The organism is Holdemanella hominis (assembly GCF_014306155.1).
GTDB classification, from domain to species: Bacteria; Bacillota_I; Bacilli_A; order Erysipelotrichales; family Erysipelotrichaceae; genus Holdemanella; species Holdemanella hominis.
Genome location: NZ_JACRWH010000053.1, coordinates 1 through 15,157 on the forward strand (window position 1 = coordinate 1; position 15,157 = coordinate 15,157).

Below are 15,157 nucleotides of genomic sequence, written 5' to 3' on the forward strand. Positions count from 1 at the left end.
TGTTTCTTTTTATTTGCCATTTTCTTTTGCCTTCCTTTGTCTTTGAATCATCCTCTTTCTATTGTACCACTGGTGTAAATTTTCTCTTTTTGACTAGTCCTATTTATATGCTAACATCATTGTTTATTTTCATCCGTTTTAACTGTCTTGATGATCTTTTTGAAATCTTCATCCTTAGAGATTTCGTATTCTTCATTAGCATCATCACCAACGATCATTAACTGACCAGATGCAAGGGTAGTGACAAAAGATTTAGCTGTCTTATCATAGACTTCAAAAATGGCTCCATTTAAGAAATGATCATGATGATCTTTATCCACCTTGTTGACATCTAGTTCAATACGACGTTTTTCATTGTGCAATTCCATAGGAACGATAACAGTTGATTTTGTTGTATCTTCATCATAGTTGAATGTGAAATCATGTTTTTCTTCATCTAATTTAAAGCCTACATTTGTTTCAAGTTCTTTAACGTAATAATCACCTGTAGGAAGATCTAAATGTTCAACATTTTTACCATCTTTATCAATCGTTAATGTGCCAACTAGTCCATCAGCAGGAATGATGACTTTATCATCTACAGTAATATCCTTTTTAGAATAAACACCAAAGACAACATCTTTGTAGGCTTCTTTATCTTCATCTTCAAATGTCTTAGTGATCTGTAAATCCAACTTTTGTCTTTCGTTGACATAAGACTGTTTGATTTCGACTACATCGATCATCTGACCCGCATATTCAATATCAAAGTTATAGCTATTTTCATCTAATACATATCCAGTCTGTGTTGTGGTTTCTTTAATAGAATATTTACCTAACTGAAGCAATGATGAAGTTGTAACACCATCACCTGTAGTAAATGTATCTACAACATCTCCTTTGTGGAACCATACTGTTCCTTCTGGAGTAACGATATCTTCACGTGCTATGATTTCATACGTAACACCAGATAGATATTTTTCTTTATAGACTGGTGAATAAAGTGTTCCATAATCTGTTTCAAATTCTTTTGCTCCTGACAACATCTCACCTGTCTTTTCCACATAAACCAGTCCTTTTTGGGTCTTGTTATCAAAGTTCATAAAAATTTCTGTACTAGAACCATCCACATTAATTGGAATCTCTGTATCTTTTAATACATAGCCATGAGGTGCTTTGATCTCCACTAATTTATATTCACCATACTTTAATGGAGAAGGTAAATGTACAGAACCATCTTCATCCGTTTTAAATATATCTGTAGTTTCTTTTTTAGGATACGTTACTTCCTGTGTTACATAATTACCATCTGCATCTTTGATTTTGAATTCTACTCCGGCTGCCGGAATACGTTTTCCAGTTTCACTGTCCGTTTTGTAGATAGTTAATTCTGCTTTGATTGTATCATTATAGATGTTATAGAAATATGTCTTCTCATTTTGATCAATCTTTACTTCAAAAGGATCCAAAGTATCATATCCTTTTGTTGCGTGTTCTTTAACGATATAGGTTCCATATGGAAGATACTCACTAATAGCTCGACCATCTTCATCCGTAGTCAATGTTGATACGACTTTACCTGTCGATTTTAAAATAATATCAAATTTAAATCCTTCACCAGGCTTTTGAACATTGCTTTGGAATAATCCATATTTCTCTTTGTCAATCGTTTTTGCAATTTCAATACGACCCTTAACTACTTGGTCTTTAACTGTTGTATAGAATGTACTAGGTGTGTTATCACCTGAATATTTAAGTTCTACTGTATTACAAGAACTGTTAGTTAAATATCCTTCAGGAGAAGTAACCTCACACACATTTAAAGTTGTTCCAACTGGATATTTTTTAGATTTAACTTTTGAACCATTTGTCGTAATTGTTTCAAGTACATTTCCACTTGTATCTTTAATCGCAAATGTAGCTCCATTGAATGTAGCATCTCCTTGAGTCTTAGTACCTGTTTGAGAATCCTGTTTTTCAACTTCAATATCTGCATACATCAAATCAAAGTTTAATTTGAAGTTTGGAGAAGGATCTCGCCTCGATGCTAAATAAATGACTCTTTGATAGCCAGCTGATCCATAAATGACATTCACATCACGTGCACTAAAATTACGTGAAAAAGTAATACTCTTATCATAATTTTCAGATGTGATAGCTACTGTTAGATTGTTTCCATTTACAGAAGCACGAATCCCATTTGAATTTGTGATTGAGTAATTTGATAAAGTCCCTTTTGTGTCCGTCAAAGTGACAGGTGTATTCAATCCCATCTTGATTGTTTGATTATTGAATGACGGTCTGCCTTGAGGCTGAGCACGTAAATTGTTGATGACTGCTACCTCATTTGAAATATCATACACTGTAGTTCCATCTGTATAGTAAGGCTGATACCAAGTTCCAGTCACTGCCTGCCAAATCATAACCTGAGTTGCGACATAGTATTTTTCTGTTTGATGTCCAGAATAACCATATCCATAATAATTGATTTCCCAGATATTCTGACGCGTTTGTTCAGATAATTCATCCCATTTTGCGGTATCTTCATGATAATCCAAGCCTTCTGTAAAAAGCTGCATAGGCTCAATACAGAATACTGTCTTATCCCCAACATACAATTGCTGTACATAATCAAATCCATACTGATTGGCAATATGGATCATCGCATAAATACTGCCTGTTCCTGTTGTATCCGTTAATGAGATTCCATCAGATTGAGGCATCAAATCAGGAAATACATCTTCTGCATTTCCAAGTTCTACAATCGTATCTAAATCATTTTCATCTGTAGTCGTTTCTTCAGCATGTACCGGTAAAGTATTCATCAACGAATTGAGAATAACTAATGCTGTTAGAAAGAATTTACTACCTTTCTTCAATATGTTTTTCATATTCTTTTTCCTTTCCTTTAGGTTGTTGCAACAAAAAAAGCGAGAATTTTTCCTCGCTAAAATAATGTATTTCATTTAGATTAAGTTTTTTGATATCAAGTGATAAATATCTTTATGATAATAAGATAATATTTCTTCATTTCCATTGTTTAAATGAAATATTATTCATTCAATACTCTCCTTCTAAAATTAAAAGGCGATTACTCGCCTTTTAAGATGTTTAGCAGTTTTCTCTGCACTGAAACAAATTTTAGGTCTTTGTTCCGACCAATGGCATGGGTTTATAGTCTCCATACCGACTCTTCAGTTATAATATATCCTTTTTACTAATAAGATACAAATTAAATGATTTTTTCTCATAGGCCTTTTTTATTGAATCAAACTTCCATTGCTCCAAAGGTTCAATCCGTAATAGGCAATACTATGATTATTTCGATATACAGGCTGCACTGAATAATTTGTTATTTCATCATTTCCAATGTACATCACATCATTCATATAGTATTCACCTGCTGATTCTGCTTCAGACATCGAACCAAACGTTGCATAATAGAAGTTACTATCTAAGATCACATCACAGGAAACATTTTGATTAATACCTCCTGGACATGCATAACTTGGTTGTACTGTTTCTGGTGCAGGTGCTGGTTCAGTAACAGTTTCTTCTTTTGAGGTGGTTTGTTGCACTGAATCATTCGTAGTTGAAGAATTGTTATTACCAGAATCAATTACTTTTGTATCAGATTTCTCACTACTCTTTGAAGTATCATTACTTTGAGTATCTTGTTTTTTTGTGCCAGAAGAAACGCTCTCTTTTTTTGAATCACTTTTATTGGTTGTATTTTCTTCCTTAACCTGAATTTCATTTGTTTTTAATTCCTTTTTGTCAATATTTTCATGTTTACTAACTTTAAATTTCTTCTTTTTAACACTCGTTGTTTCCTTAGAAGACTTTTCCACAGTGGGAACAGAAATATCTTGATCTGATCTAATTGCTGCTCCTGCTCCAATCATCATCACAGTACTAACCACTGAAATAATTAACTTCTTCATTTGATTTACCTCCATTTGTATTTCTTAATAACATCTCTTTATTTAAAAATACTCAATATAAATTTTATTTACCAACATACAAATATTCATTCTATCTATATAACAAACATTTTTTCTTTTTCGGTAGGTAATAAGATTCTTTCGGTAGGTAGGAGGGGTTTTAGGGGAGGTAAAAGTCACACCTCACCACGCAAAGACAAACTGCCCCTCCAACAGTTTGGAACAATCACAAGTACGAACAAAGCAATTTCTACATTCAATTATCGCTCTTGTTCTCGTGATCTTTTCTTTGCCCAGTTTTCCAGCAAGTGGATTATCAAATCCTTTTTCTTGCCTGGTGTGTAATCCTTGGGAAAATATTTATCAATTTCCTTCATTTGAAAAGATAATTTCTCTCTTTGGTTTGGTTTTTCCTCAGAAAGCGTATCTTCAATAAAGTCTGCAGTAAGTTCACCATCATGACTTAATCTCTTGAATTCCTGACATTGAGCTAATGATGGAGTTCTTTGATTTTCAATAATCGCATTCACCAAATCAAATTGTTCCGATTCCGTTAAATATGACAATTCAACAGCTGGATTAAATGCAATTTTTATCTCATTCTCATTTCGTCCATCCACCATTTCCTGCAATGGTTCAATAAGATAGGTTAAACGTATAAAACGTCTAATTTGATTCATGCTAACACCTATCTGTTCACCTAATTTTGCTGCACTCTCTGACTTCCAACCAACTTGGTTGGAAGTAGTTTTATCATATTCAACATGAACATCATCAACATTAATATCTACTTTTTTACCTTGATGTTTCATAGCTTCTAAGCGCATTTTATAGGCATAACCTCTTTCGCTAGGATAAATGTTTTCACGCTGAATATTTGAATCTACCATCAGAATTGTTGCATGATCATCATCCAAATCTCGTATGATAACATTCATTTCGGTTTTTCCTAGCTGTGACATGGCAAATTTACGCCTGTGACCAGAAATCATTTCATAAGTTCCATCTGGTTTAGGCCGTACAAGTGCAGGCATCAGCATATCGTTTTCTTTGATTGAATCAATCAGCTTCGCCATATCCTCATCCATAGTTACATGAAATGGGTGACCTTCAAAATCTTTAATTTTGTTTATAGGGATTGTCATTACCTTTTCGGTATTGGCTTCCTGTCTTTCTTCTTCTGTAGAAAATAAGGAGTCATAGCTTGGCAATCCTAAGTCTAATTTTGGCAAGTTTGCCACCTCCTTTTAAAATAAAGTGAGTTGTATATTCTTTTTTAATACATGATGATTCCATTCTTCAATCGCTTGATCTGATGTTGGCTCAGTTTTCGTTCTTTTAGAGCATAACGTACAGATAACATACTGGCCATAATATCCATTGATTCTTTTACTGTTCCAATCAATTACTACATGGGCAGTTGAATGACAAAACGGACATCGTTTGATTCTAGGCATCCAGCAATCTAAAAGATTCTACAACCACATTTGTGGAATAATTCTTTTTACCATTTTTCTCATATGAGTTTGTTCGGATATTTCCTTCAATGTGATAAGCTGTATCCTTTTCTCCTTTTCTACAGATGGCATTCGCTATTTCTCCAAATGCGATACAGTTAATATAATCTGAATACGAATTAATTCCATCTCTTGTACAAATTAAGCAAAACTTCACAAAAGAATTGCCCTTATCATTTTTAGTAACTTCAATATCTCTTGAGAGTTTTCCATTCAATAAAACATAATTGTTTGTCATTTACATTTTTCTCCTATCTATTTAATTCTTCTTTGTGCTTTACTTTTTGATTGTTGATTAATTCCTTTGTAAGATTTGCATAAGCTAAAGCTACTTTAGAGTCTTTGGCATACGCATAGATACTCTTACCGGAAATACTTGCTTCACTCGCTTTCGTTGCTTTTGGAATGATTGTATCAAACACACGAATATTCTTTCCGAAACTTTCTCGAATCGTTTCAATCGTACTCTTTGTTAGATTCGTATTTAGATCCGCAAGCGTCATTACAATACCGGTGATTTTTAGATTACTATTAATCTTACGTTGAACTTTTCCTACCGTCTGTAATAACTTAGTCATTCCTTTTGCAGGAAGATACTGCGTCTGTACTGGTATCAGTACTTCATCAGCTGCTGATAAAGCATTAACCGTCAACATACCTAATGATGGTGGACAATCAATAAAGATGTAATCATATTGATTTCTCAATGGCTCAATACAATTACTTAAAGTCTGTTCTCTGTTGATCACACTTACTAAACGCATTTCAAAATCAGCTAATTCAATATTTGCCGGAATTAAATCCACATGTTCTTCATGATGTAAGATTAACGATTCATAATTAATATCATTGTCATTGATATAATCATCAAGCATAGATGAAACAGAGTGTTCCAATGAATCATTGTTTTTCCATCCAAGACAACTTGTAAGATCACCCTGAGGATCAAAATCCACAATCAATACATTGCATCCATTGCGAGCCAAACCAATGGCCACATTCTCTGTAGTTGTAGTTTTGCCGACACCACCTTTTTGATTTGTGACTGCGATTACTTTACATTTTGGCATAATAAAAACTCCTTTCTCATATACCAGGATTTCCTGGCTATGTAAAAGGAGTTTGCTCATATTGTCTTGTTTTATGCTTCTATACGCTTATGTTTGGCCACTCATCAAGTGTTCTTAAAAGATGCACATTAGCTGAGAGCCTATTTTTATTAGCTGGAAGCAGTCAAAATATTTGAATCAAGCTAATTTCTATTGTCTGAGAAAGCAGTAAAAATCATCCAATTTCTGATAAGAAAAAAGCGACAAAATCAACAGACTCTATCGCTTAGTTACATGGATTACAAAGTATTGAAAACCCTTTGTTTAATAAATAAATGGTGCCCCCGAAAGGAGTCGAACCTTCGACCTGCGGTTTAGGAAACCGACGCTCTATCCACTGAGCTACGGAGGCATATTTTCTATTCAATTTTTACAGTTCTAGCCAATCATTTTTAACTCTTAGGAGGCGAATGCTCTATCCAACTGAGCTACTGGGACATATCATGATTTTAACACAATTCTGTAAAATCAACGATTGTTTTTACATGGTTTTTTTCAAACACCTTTTGATTGTTTGGATTTACTAAACCAATACACTCAATATTTAATGATCGAGCTGTATTGATCGCATACATCGAATCCTCAAATACAATCGCACTTTCTGCAGTTGTATTTAAATCTTTCAATACATACTCATAGATATCCACTTCTCTTTTTGACATCTTCAATTCATATGCTGAATATACATTCTCCATATATTCCAACATACCAAGTCGATCTAATACTTTTTCAGATAATGCCCTTGTGTTTGATGTTAATACAGCCATCTTTTTATTTTCTGAAGCACACTTCTTTATATAATCCAAAGCACCCTTCTTTGCCTCAATATGATACGCATATTGATTCAAGATATCTTCATTTACTTCATTGAACATCCAAGCCTCATCTTGTTTAGTATGAAATCTTTCTTTAATGTATGTTAAAACTTCCGAAAATTTCATCGTAAAAAAGATTTGACGAGCCTCTTCCATACTCATATACAAATCCATCTTTTTAAATAAACGAATGATGGCATCTTCCCATACGTGCATCGATTCAATTAATGTATCATCTAAATCAAAAAGTATTGTTTCCATATTTCACCTAAATGGTGCGCCTGACAGGTCTCGAACCTGCAACCGCCAGAATCGGAATCTGATACTCTATCCAGTTGAGCTACAGGCGCACTACTTGATAATTATAGCCTAAATTAGTTTCATAATCCATTAAAATGTGGTATAAAAGTTAAGGTATATTTTAGGAGGAGAATATTTTTCATGGCAAAACGAATTATTCAAGTTGAAGAAAAAGTACCCGCAAATCTGCTGATACCATTAAGTATTCAACACATGTTCGCAATGTTTGGAGCCAGTGTATTAGTACCATTCTTATTCGGTATTAACCCAGCTATCGTACTATTCATGAATGGTATCGGAACATTGTTGTTTATTTTTATCACAAAAGGAAAAGCACCAGCCTATTTAGGAAGTAGCTTTGCCTTCATTGCTCCCGCAAATATCATTATCGCAAAATTTGGATATCCATACGCATGTGGTGGATTTGTTGTGGTTGGTTTTTGCGGATGTTTATTGGCAATGATCATCAAGAAATTTGGAACTAAATGGATTGATATCGTACTACCATCTGCCGCGATGGGACCCGTTGTTGCATTAATTGGTCTAGAATTATCTTCATCTGCTGCAAATACAGCTGGAATTCTAGGAGATAACATTGACCCTAAAAACGTGATTGTTTTTGCGGTTACACTTGGTATGGCCGTAATTGGAAGTGTATGCTTCAAAAAATTCTTAAGCGTCATTCCAATCTTAATTGCCGTAGTTACAGGATATTTAACTGCTGTTGCCGTAGGCATTGTAGACTTTACTCCTGTATTAGAAGCAAGCTTTATTTCAATTCCAAACTTCCAAGCACCAAAATTCAGTATGGATGCCATTCTAATGATGCTTCCCGTATTATTAGTTATCGCATCAGAACACATTGGTCACCAAATCGTTACAGGTGAAGTTGTAGGAAGAAACTTAATCAAAGATCCAGGACTACATCGCTCTTTATTTGCAGATAACTTCTCAACAATGATTTCAGGTTTAATTGGATCTGTTCCAACTACAACTTACGGAGAAAACATTGGAGTTATGGCGATTACTGGCGTATACAGCGTACAAGTTATTGCTGGAGCTGCCATCCTATCCATCATCTGTTCATTCATTGGTCCATTATCTGCATTGATTCAAACAATTCCAAATCCAGTTATCGGTGGAATCAGTTTCTTACTATACGGTATGATTGGTACAAGTGGATTAAGAATTCTAGTCGATCAAAAAGTAGATTATGGAAAAAGTGTAAACATGATTTTAACATCCGTTGTGTTCGTTGTTGGACTTAGCGGAGTAACAATTCACTTAGGAAATATTTCCTTATCAGGAATGGTACTTGCTTGTATCACAGGAATGATCATGTCTTTACTATTCTATATCTTTGAAAAATTCCATTTATTAAATGAAGAAGCATAAACTAAAAATTGTCATCATTCACGATGACAATTTTTTTAGTGCTTTGCATCATAATAAATCGATGCTTTTACTTTTTCTGTGTGTTCTTTACCACAAAGCTTTTCTAGAATCGCAAACGCAAACTCAATACTTGCTGCTGCACTTACACCCGTAATGATGTTTCCGTCTGTAACGGCATATTCATATTGATATTCACCACCAAAATCTTCATCCATATCTTTAAAACAAGTATATTTCTTACCTTTTAAGATACCCTCATGACCTAAGATTGTTGGAGAAGCACAAATAGCTGCCAATACTTTATTTTCGGCAAACTCATGAGCTAATTTTAATACTTCTTCATTCTTTTCTAGCTTTTGATAATGTGGACCACCAGGTAAAACTAAACAATCCACATCACTAAAGTCATATTTGTTCATTGGAAACACACTCGAATAGGTTACGCCAAAACGACCTGTAACCTGTTCCTCATTGTTGACACCAATCATATCCACATCAAGTCCACCACGTCTAAGTAAGGCAATTGGACCCATAGCTTCTAATTCTTCAAATCCATTTTCTAACAAAACTGCAACTTTCACGTTCATCACCTCTTAAAATAATTATACAACAGAGTATAATAATTGTGAAAGGTTGTGATTATATGAAAGAAACAAAAACAGAAGCTATCTCATCGGCAATTCTATGCATTTTATCTGGCTTAGTCTTATGCATATTTAACGTCTCCATATTAACAACAATTACGCGAGTTATTGGATGTATCTTTTTAGTCATTGCGATTCTATTTCTATATACATATTTCAAGAAAAGAAATAGTACAACACTAACAACTCTTGTATTAGGCATATTCTTATTGTCTGTAGGCCTATATATGAGTTTTGAACCAAAAAAATTCATTAGTATTTTACCTATGCTTGTAGGAATTCTATTGATTATTAATTCCCTATCTCATTTTCAAAAAGTATTACTCTTAAAAGATAATGGTTTTGAACAATGGAAAGTCAATCTTGCCGGAGCTATCTTTATCTTAGTTGTCGGAATTGTATTACTTATGAAACCCATTCAATCCTTAGACTTTATTTTCTCTTTAACTGGATTCTTCCTTGTACTAAATGGAATTCTTATCTTTTTAGATCAATATTTCATCCAAAAAACGAATTTATAAATCGAAGCACACCCTGCTCATTATTTGTATAGTCGCTAATATATTTAGCGGCTTTTTTTGCCTGTGCACTCCCATTTCTCATCGCAACTCCATATCCACAAGAGGCTAGTAAATTCACATCATTTCCGTTGTCTCCAAAAGCCATTACACAATCTATAGAGGTGTTTTTCTTCCCACAAATGAATTGAATAGCTTCAAGCTTCCCAACATCCTTCTTGCATAATTCAGTTCCGAGTCTTCCAACATCATAAAACCGATATTCTGAATGCTGTTTTAAGATTGATTTTTTTAATTTCAAGATTGGAAGTCCCGCAAAACACACCTTATCATATAAAGGTACCTCTAAAGATATACTCTTCTCAAATTCAGTCTCTCTTAATGCTTTTATATAATGCTCATCAAAGGGAATTGCTGAAGCAAGCTTTTTTAATCCATTCATAAATGATATATCAAACATCGAATAACGACCATTTTGCCAAACATAACTAATCATATGATGTTTCTTTGCTTCTTCTACCAATTCTTTTACTTCGTCTTTTGAGAGTCGCGTAAAGCACTTTATTTTCCCATCTAAAAAATCATGTATTTCTAAACCGTTCGAACTTGCTACAAAACCATTGTATTCTCTTAGTTTTAGTTTTTCGATAACTTCATCCAACTCTTCATAAAACCTTCCAGTCACAATCCCAACTACAATACCTTTTTGTTCAAGTTCAATTATTTTATAAACTGTATCTTTATCAATATGTTTATGTGAATCATATAGTGTTCCGTCTAAATCAAAAACGACAATTTTAACCATTTTTTACCTCTTTGCTAGAAAACCTACTAAATATATATTATTATAATAAAAAGAAAAGGGGAATAAAAATGAAAATATCTACAAAAGGTCGCTATGCCCTTCGCCTACTTATAGATTTAGCTCAACATAATGATTCAGGCTTTATAACACTAAAGGATATTGCCGACAGACAAAACATCTCTAAAAAATATTTAGAACAAATCGTTCCAATTCTTACAAAAAGTGGAATAGTTCAATCCAACCGTGGTTTTCAAGGGGGATATAAGCTCGCAAAAAATCCAGACCAAATCCTTGTATATGACGTATTAGTCGCAACGGAAGGCAATTTGTCTTGTGTTGCCTGCTTAGACACTGAAGTAAATGTATGTCCAAGAAAAGAAGATTGTACTACACTTTATATTTATGAAGGATTAAATCAAGTGATTGAAACCTATTTAAAAGGAATATCACTACAAGACATTTTAAATCGTGAACAAAGCTTTGATTATGTAATCTAAGCTTTTCTTTTACTTTTTATAAAGAAAAGCTTAAAATAATGATTATAAAAGCGGAGGGTAAAAAATTATGAAAACAGAAACTAAATGTTTACATGCCGGTTATGAACCCAAAAACGGCGAGCCTAGAGAAGTACCAATTTATCAAAGTACTACTTTTAAATATGATTCAAGTCTTCAAATGGGAAGATTATTCGATTTAGAAGACAGTGGATATTTCTATTCACGCCTTCAAAACCCAACAAACGATATTGTCGCAAGTAAGATTGCTGCTTTAGAAGGTGGTATTGCTGCTATGCTAACATCAAGTGGACAAGCTGCCAACTTCTTTGCGGTATTCAACATTTGTGAAGCTGGAGATCATTTAATTGCTTCTAGTGCCATCTATGGTGGAACTTACAACCTATTTGGTGTAACAATGAAGAAAATGGGTATCGACTGTACATTTGTTGACCCAGAAATCAGTGAAGAAGATCTTCAAAAAGAATTCAAACCAAACACAAAATGTGTCTTTGGAGAAACCATCACAAATCCAACTGTACGTATTTTCGATATTGAAAAATTTGCGAAAGTTGCTCATGCGAATGGAGTTCCATTAATCATTGACAACACATTCGCTACACCAATTATGTGTCAACCAATCCAATGGGGAGCTGATATTGTTACTCACTCTACCACAAAATATATGGATGGACATGCATCTTGTGTAGGTGGAGCTATTGTAGATAGTGGTAACTTCAACTGGCTAGAACACGCCGATAAATATCCAGGACTAACTACACCCGATGAATCCTACCATGGTATTGTATATGCTGAAAAATTTGGTAAATTAGCTTATATCACAAAAGCTACAAGCCAATTGATGCGTGATTTAGGATCAATCCAAGCACCTCAAAACGCATATTACTTAAATCTAGGATTAGAATCATTAGCCGTTCGTATGAAGGCACATTGTGCAAATGCACTAGCTGTAGCTAAATACTTAGAAGCCAATGAAGATGTTGCATGGGTAAAATATGCAGATCTTGAAAGTGACCCTCATCATGAATTAGCTAAAAAATATTGTCCAAACGGAACTTGTGGTGTATTGTCATTTGGATTAAAAGCAGATCGTAATCAAACTGAAAAATTCATGGACAGCTTAAAACTTGCTTCTATTGTAACCCATGTTGCAGACGCCAAAACTTGTCTATTACACCCAGCAAGTCATACACACCGTCAAATGAGTGAAGAACAATTAAAAGAAGCCGGTGTTGCTCCAGATTTAATTCGTTTCTCTGTAGGTCTTGAAGCTGCACAAGATATTATCAACGATTTACAACAAGCACTAGACGCAATGAAAGCATAGTCTTTTACAGAATGGAAAATTTCCATTCTGTTTTTTTTCGCGTATAATAAAGTGTATACAAATAAAGGAGTTGTTCATATATGCCAATCAACATACCCGATGCATTGCCCGCAAAAGACATATTAGAAAGTGAAAAAATCTTTGCGATTGAAGATAAAAGTGCACATAGACAAAGAATTCGACCATTAAAGATCGTGATTTTAAATCTAATGCCCAAAAAAATAGAAACGGAAACACAAATCTTACGATTAATTTCAAAAAGTGCACTTCAAGTTGATATTGATTTTATGATGGTCAAAAACCATGTTTCTAAAAATACAAGCCAAGATCATTTAGTCAAATTCTACACATACTTTGAAAAATTAAAAAATAATTATTACGATGGAATGATCATTACAGGAGCTCCAGTAGAACATCTTGAATACGAAGATGTTGATTACTGGAATGAACTTGAAGAAATCATGGAATGGTCTAAGACTCACGTCTATTCTACACTACATATTTGTTGGGGAGCCCAAGCCGGACTGTATTATCATTATGGAGTTCAAAAGCATATCTTGCCAGAAAAAGTATTCGGCATCTTCCCAGAACAATTAGTCGATGAATATGACTTTTTAACCAATGGCTTTGATGAAATCCACTATACGCCACATTCAAGACATACGGCTATTGATGAAGAAGCAGTTAAAAAAGTAAAATGCTTATCCATACTATCTAAAAATGATGAAATTGGTTCAAACATCATTGTCACAAAAGACTATCGTCAAATATTTATTTTAGGTCATTTAGAATATGGAAAAGAAACATTAAAAGATGAATATTTTAGAGATTTAAAAGCCAATAAACCCATCCATATTCCATTCAATTATTTTCCCGATGATGATCCAGAAAAAGAACCTATCTTAAAATGGAGAAGCCATGCCAATCTTCTATATCGAAACTGGCTAAACTATGTATATCAATTAACACCATTTGAAATTGAAGAAATTGGAAAAATAAAAGAACCCATTGGTACGGGTTCTAGAGAAGATCATGGCTATGCCAAGACATTTACGAAGTAATTTTTTACTTCGTATTTTTTTATTATTCCGCAAACATTGGAGTAGATAAATAACGCTCACCTGTATCTGGTAATAATACGACGATTGTTTTCCCTTTGTTTTCAGGGCGTTTTGCGATTTGAATAGCGGCATATGTAGCAGCACCACTTGAAATACCCACTAGCATACCTTCATTATGTGCAATTAAACGACCTGTTTCATAAGCCTGTTCATTTGTGACTGTAAAGACTTCATCATATACACTTGTATCCAAAGTATTCGGAACAAAACCAGCACCAATACCTTGAATACCATGAGGACCTGCATGACCTTGGGATAATACTGGACTTGTTTTAGGTTCAACCGCAACCACTTTCACATTTGGATTTTGATTCTTCAAATATTTACCTGTACCACTTACAGTACCACCCGTTCCAACACCGGCAACAAAAATATCAACTTTCCCCTCTGTATCCTTCCAAATTTCTGGACCAGTCGATTCATAATGTGCCTGTGGGTTTGATGGATTCTCAAATTGACTTGGAATAAAACTGTTTGGTGTAGCAGCTGCCAATTCCTGTGCTTTTGCGATAGCCCCCTTCATACCTGCTTTGCCATCTGTTAAAACAACTTTTGCACCATACGCCTTCAATAAGTTACGACGCTCTACACTCATTGTTTCAGGCATTGTCATAATAGCCTTATATCCCTTAGCTGCTGCAACAGATGCAATACCAATACCAGTATTTCCACTTGTTGGCTCAATCAATGTAGCACCTGGCTTGATCAACCCTTTTTTCTCAGCATCCTCAATCATTTTCTTTGCGATACGATCCTTTACACTACCTGCTGGATTAAAGAATTCTACTTTCGCAACAACACTAGCCTCTAAACCTTCTTTTTCTTCAATATGTGTTAATTCTACTAATGGTGTATTTCCAATTAAATCTGAAATTGCTTTATATACTGTCATTTTCTTTTCCTCCTATTAAATAAATTCAATATTATTCATTTAAAGAGCTACAACATCGTTTCATAATTAGTACCTCCGCTTACTATTCCTAGTAACTTTATAGGCATTATAGGAGTTTGCTTTTCCAAAGTCAATAAAAAAGTGATAGAAATTTATCGGATATTTAAATTCTTGTAGGGTCGAACATAGTCCTTAAATTTTTATAGGGTCGTTTTATAAGTAGTAAAAAAATTCTATAAAATATCGTAGGGTCGTGTTCGTCCCATTTTTTTATAT

Annotated in this window: 15 protein-coding genes and 2 tRNA genes; 5 read left to right on the forward strand and 12 right to left on the reverse strand. The window is 34.1% G+C overall.

The annotated features are described in order from the left end of the window. Positions 1–116: 116 nt before the first annotated feature. The 9 genes from H8911_RS10015 to H8911_RS10055 all read right to left on the reverse strand — a co-directional run bounded on the left by H8911_RS10015 (position 117) and on the right by H8911_RS10055 (position 7,714). On the reverse strand, positions 117–2,870 hold the full coding sequence (locus H8911_RS10015) for a SpaA isopeptide-forming pilin-related protein (RefSeq protein ID WP_186999559.1): 2,754 nt from the start codon (positions 2,868–2,870) through the stop codon (positions 117–119). Between the two features lie 369 nt (positions 2,871–3,239). Continuing rightward, positions 3,240–3,923, reverse strand: a complete 684-nt coding sequence (locus tag H8911_RS10020) for a hypothetical protein (protein WP_186999560.1) — start codon at positions 3,921–3,923, stop codon at positions 3,240–3,242. 260 nt (positions 3,924–4,183) lie between these two features. Then, a complete protein-coding gene (locus tag H8911_RS10025) occupies positions 4,184–5,164 on the reverse strand; it encodes a ParB/RepB/Spo0J family partition protein (protein ID WP_186999561.1) in 981 nt (326 codons plus the stop codon). Between the two features lie 6 nt (positions 5,165–5,170). Then, a complete protein-coding gene (locus H8911_RS10030) occupies positions 5,171–5,380 on the reverse strand; it encodes a Lar family restriction alleviation protein (RefSeq protein WP_186999562.1) in 210 nt (69 codons plus the stop codon). Continuing rightward, positions 5,373–5,678 carry a single-stranded DNA-binding protein gene (locus H8911_RS10035; RefSeq protein ID WP_117925434.1) on the reverse strand — a complete coding sequence of 102 codons (306 nt, stop codon included), beginning with the start codon at positions 5,676–5,678 and terminating at the stop codon, positions 5,373–5,375. The genes H8911_RS10030 and H8911_RS10035 overlap by 8 nt, the downstream gene beginning before the upstream one ends. Before the next feature lie 13 nt (positions 5,679–5,691). Beyond that, on the reverse strand, positions 5,692–6,510 hold the full coding sequence (locus H8911_RS10040; protein WP_186999563.1) for a ParA family protein: 819 nt from the start codon (positions 6,508–6,510) through the stop codon (positions 5,692–5,694). A gap of 315 nt (positions 6,511–6,825) precedes the next feature. After that, positions 6,826–6,901, reverse strand: a tRNA-Arg gene (locus H8911_RS10045). A gap of 97 nt (positions 6,902–6,998) precedes the next feature. Continuing rightward, the gene (locus H8911_RS10050) at positions 6,999–7,625 is read right to left on the reverse strand and encodes an HAD family hydrolase (protein WP_186999564.1); all 627 of its coding nucleotides are present in this window, start codon (positions 7,623–7,625) and stop codon (positions 6,999–7,001) included. A gap of 12 nt (positions 7,626–7,637) precedes the next feature. Further along, positions 7,638–7,714 (reverse strand) — tRNA-Arg (locus tag H8911_RS10055). 91 nt (positions 7,715–7,805) lie between these two features. Here H8911_RS10055 and uraA point away from each other — a divergent pair. Next, on the forward strand, positions 7,806–9,059 hold the full coding sequence (gene uraA, locus H8911_RS10060) for a uracil permease (RefSeq protein ID WP_186999565.1): 1,254 nt from the start codon (positions 7,806–7,808) through the stop codon (positions 9,057–9,059). A 35-nt stretch (positions 9,060–9,094) separates the two neighbouring features. On the opposite strand, the gene H8911_RS10065 is transcribed toward uraA, so the two are convergent. Continuing rightward, positions 9,095–9,646: a DJ-1/PfpI family protein gene (locus H8911_RS10065; RefSeq protein ID WP_222621013.1), complete on the reverse strand. Its 552-nt coding sequence runs from the start codon at positions 9,644–9,646 to the stop codon at positions 9,095–9,097. A 56-nt stretch (positions 9,647–9,702) separates the two neighbouring features. Here H8911_RS10065 and H8911_RS10070 point away from each other — a divergent pair, with 56 nt between their 5' ends. Beyond that, the gene (locus H8911_RS10070; RefSeq protein ID WP_117925444.1) at positions 9,703–10,224 is read left to right on the forward strand and encodes an HdeD family acid-resistance protein; all 522 of its coding nucleotides are present in this window, start codon (positions 9,703–9,705) and stop codon (positions 10,222–10,224) included. Here the strand turns inward: H8911_RS10070 and H8911_RS10075 are convergent. Further along, positions 10,202–11,026: an HAD-IIB family hydrolase gene (locus H8911_RS10075; RefSeq protein ID WP_186999566.1), complete on the reverse strand. Its 825-nt coding sequence runs from the start codon at positions 11,024–11,026 to the stop codon at positions 10,202–10,204. The genes H8911_RS10070 and H8911_RS10075 overlap by 23 nt on opposite strands. 68 nt (positions 11,027–11,094) lie before the next feature. Between H8911_RS10075 and H8911_RS10080 the strand changes: the two genes are divergently transcribed. From H8911_RS10080 to H8911_RS10090, 3 genes are all read left to right on the forward strand, one after another. Continuing rightward, positions 11,095–11,523 (forward strand): RrF2 family transcriptional regulator, encoded by a 429-nt coding sequence (locus H8911_RS10080; RefSeq protein WP_186999567.1) that lies wholly within the window; start codon positions 11,095–11,097, stop codon positions 11,521–11,523. Positions 11,524–11,590: 67 nt separating this feature from the next. Then, positions 11,591–12,868: an O-acetylhomoserine aminocarboxypropyltransferase/cysteine synthase family protein gene (locus tag H8911_RS10085; RefSeq protein ID WP_117925450.1), complete on the forward strand. Its 1,278-nt coding sequence runs from the start codon at positions 11,591–11,593 to the stop codon at positions 12,866–12,868. Between the two features lie 80 nt (positions 12,869–12,948). Further along, a complete protein-coding gene (locus H8911_RS10090) occupies positions 12,949–13,929 on the forward strand; it encodes a homoserine O-succinyltransferase (RefSeq protein WP_186999568.1) in 981 nt (326 codons plus the stop codon). Positions 13,930–13,951: 22 nt separating this feature from the next. On the opposite strand, the gene cysK is transcribed toward H8911_RS10090, so the two are convergent. Beyond that, positions 13,952–14,881, reverse strand: a complete 930-nt coding sequence (cysK, locus tag H8911_RS10095; RefSeq protein ID WP_186999569.1) for a cysteine synthase A — start codon at positions 14,879–14,881, stop codon at positions 13,952–13,954. Positions 14,882–15,157 lie beyond the last annotated feature (276 nt).

What these genes read in the sequence shown, in the direction of transcription:
- H8911_RS10015 (WP_186999559.1), bottom strand. Translation starts at nt 2,870, where the DNA reads ATGAAAAACATATTGAAGAAAGGTAGTAAATTCTTTCTAACAGCATTA.
- H8911_RS10020 (WP_186999560.1), bottom strand. Translation starts at nt 3,923, where the DNA reads ATGAAGAAGTTAATTATTTCAGTGGTTAGTACTGTGATGATGATTGGA.
- H8911_RS10030 (WP_186999562.1), bottom strand. Translation starts at nt 5,380, where the DNA reads ATGCCTAGAATCAAACGATGTCCGTTTTGTCATTCAACTGCCCATGTA.
- H8911_RS10035 (WP_117925434.1), bottom strand. Translation starts at nt 5,678, where the DNA reads ATGACAAACAATTATGTTTTATTGAATGGAAAACTCTCAAGAGATATT.
- H8911_RS10040 (WP_186999563.1), bottom strand. Translation starts at nt 6,510, where the DNA reads ATGCCAAAATGTAAAGTAATCGCAGTCACAAATCAAAAAGGTGGTGTC.
- H8911_RS10050 (WP_186999564.1), bottom strand. Translation starts at nt 7,625, where the DNA reads ATGGAAACAATACTTTTTGATTTAGATGATACATTAATTGAATCGATG.
- uraA (WP_186999565.1), top strand. Translation starts at nt 7,806, where the DNA reads ATGGCAAAACGAATTATTCAAGTTGAAGAAAAAGTACCCGCAAATCTG.
- H8911_RS10065 (WP_222621013.1), bottom strand. Translation starts at nt 9,646, where the DNA reads ATGAACGTGAAAGTTGCAGTTTTGTTAGAAAATGGATTTGAAGAATTA.
- H8911_RS10070 (WP_117925444.1), top strand. Translation starts at nt 9,703, where the DNA reads ATGAAAGAAACAAAAACAGAAGCTATCTCATCGGCAATTCTATGCATT.
- H8911_RS10075 (WP_186999566.1), bottom strand. Translation starts at nt 11,026, where the DNA reads ATGGTTAAAATTGTCGTTTTTGATTTAGACGGAACACTATATGATTCA.
- H8911_RS10080 (WP_186999567.1), top strand. Translation starts at nt 11,095, where the DNA reads ATGAAAATATCTACAAAAGGTCGCTATGCCCTTCGCCTACTTATAGAT.
- H8911_RS10085 (WP_117925450.1), top strand. Translation starts at nt 11,591, where the DNA reads ATGAAAACAGAAACTAAATGTTTACATGCCGGTTATGAACCCAAAAAC.
- H8911_RS10090 (WP_186999568.1), top strand. Translation starts at nt 12,949, where the DNA reads ATGCCAATCAACATACCCGATGCATTGCCCGCAAAAGACATATTAGAA.
- cysK (WP_186999569.1), bottom strand. Translation starts at nt 14,881, where the DNA reads ATGACAGTATATAAAGCAATTTCAGATTTAATTGGAAATACACCATTA.